The organism is Rhizobium mayense, assembly GCF_030272705.1.
Lineage (GTDB): Bacteria > Pseudomonadota > Alphaproteobacteria > Rhizobiales > Rhizobiaceae > Rhizobium > Rhizobium mayense.
On record NZ_JARFYM010000087.1, the window covers coordinates 1 to 1,902 of the forward strand.

A 1,902-nucleotide genomic window follows, 5' to 3' on the forward strand; every position below is an offset into this window, starting at 1 on the left:
CGCCATCTGCTCCATCGAAGCCGAAGCCTCTTCAGCCGATGCCGCTTGTTCGGTCGCACCCTGCGACACCTGCTCCGAACTTGCCGAAAGCTCCTGGCTACCGGCCGAAACATTCTCCGATGCGGAGATAGCGTCGGCAACGACGCCGCGCAAGCGTTCGACCATCTGCTCCAGTGCCAGGCCGAGCACATCCTTGTCGGACAGCGGCTTCGGCGTGACCATCAGATCTCCATTGGAGATCTCCGTGGCGATATCGGACGTGGCCCGCAGGTTGGCGACCATGCTTTGCATCGCCAGACCGAGCACGTCCTTGTCGGAGAGCGGTTTCACGGTGACGGAGAGATCGCCTATGGCGATACGGTCGGCCACTGCGGCAGTGTCGCGCAGGTTCGACGTCATGACGTTGACGATATCGATCAGATCCTTGATCTCGTCGTTCGTCTTGACCTCGACCGTCTTATTGAGATCGCCGAGCGCCACCGCCTTGGCGATGTCGGCCACCTTTGTCAGACCGCGATTGATGCCGAGCGTGATCCAGAGAGCCGAACCAAGTGCGATGACGAATGCAATGACGGAGACGATGGCGAGCACCATCCATGTGTCGGCATAGAGCTGGTCATTGGCCGCATCCGTGGCCGCCAATGCCCTTTTCTGGACGTCAACAAGCTTGCCGATCACGTCGGTCATCTGATTGCTGAGGTCGCTCAACTCGCCGTCCGAAAGCGCCGCGGCGCCGGCGTGATCGCCCTTGGCCTCGAGAGCCTGGAGGTCATTGGAACGCTGGCGGAAGGTCTGGCCGAGCGATATCAACTTCTCCCACAAGGGTTTGCCTTCCGCCGAGGCGATGGCGAGTCCGTCCTGGGTGTGCGAGAACATGGTGTCCAGATGAGTGCTGGACTCCTTGTAGAAATTAGCCTCCGCCTCGCCGTCCGAGATCAGCGCATCTTTCTGCGCGCGGGCGGCTTCGACTGCGGCGACATTGGTCTCAAGCGCCAGCTGCAATCGCTTGACAGGGCCTTCGGTCATTGCATTGGCGGCGTCGTTGAGATGGCCAAGACTAATGCTGCTATAGACCGCGATGGCGACCAAAAGCAGCGTCATAGTGGCGAAGGCGAGGCCTAATTTCAGCTTGATGGAAAAACGCATTGTCGTATCCCCGGGGAACAGGAGCCAAGAAGTGAGTACTGCGGACCGGCGTCCCTGCGGGGCGTCGTGCCGATAAAAAAGAGCCTTCGAACCGGGGAAAGCGATCCATCCACCTCCCCGCCGCCGGACATCTCAAGAACCGCGACGCCAACGCATACACACGTTGGGGATATCAGAACGCCGGGACCCAAGGCGGCCCCGGCGGAAATCATTGAGCCAAGCGCTTAGGCGCTTTCGCGGAAATCCGCGTCACCGGCATCCGGACCGCCCATGGAGAGATCAAGGGCAAAGCCTTTGGCGCGTGCCTGCTGGGCGGCGACGGTATGTGCGGGGTTAGCAGGCGCGGCACGGCGGTTGGAGAGCGGCGCGGCAGCGACCTTATGAGCGGCCGCCTTTGCGGGCGACTTCCTGGCGCTGCTTTTGCTGCCGGCAGTATCGACCTTGAAGAAGGCGATCGAGGTTTGCAGCTCCTCGGCCTGGGCGGCCAGCTCTTCCGAAGTGGCCGACATCTGTTCCGAGGCGCCGGCATTTTGCTGCGTCACCTTGTCGAGCTGCTGGATCGCTTCGTTAATCTGGGCAGCACCGATGTCCTGTTCGCGGCAGGCGGCGCTGATCTCGGAGACCAGTTCGGCGGTCTTGCGGATGTCCGGCACCAGGCGGCCGAGCATTTCACCGGCTTCTGCAGCTGCCTTGACGGTATCGCTCGACATCGAGCTGATTTCGGCGGCAGCAGATTGAGAGCGTTCGGCAAGCTTG

The 1,902-nt window shown here is 61.5% G+C and carries 1 protein-coding gene and 1 pseudogene; both read right to left on the reverse strand.

From position 1 onward, the window contains the following. Positions 1 to 1,146: HAMP domain-containing protein (locus PY649_RS34635; RefSeq protein WP_285873572.1), on the reverse strand; the 1,146-nt coding region annotated here is incomplete at its 3' end. A 224-nt stretch (positions 1,147 to 1,370) separates the two neighbouring features. Next, positions 1,371 to 1,902, reverse strand: a pseudogene (locus PY649_RS34640) (methyl-accepting chemotaxis protein); the annotation flags it as partial.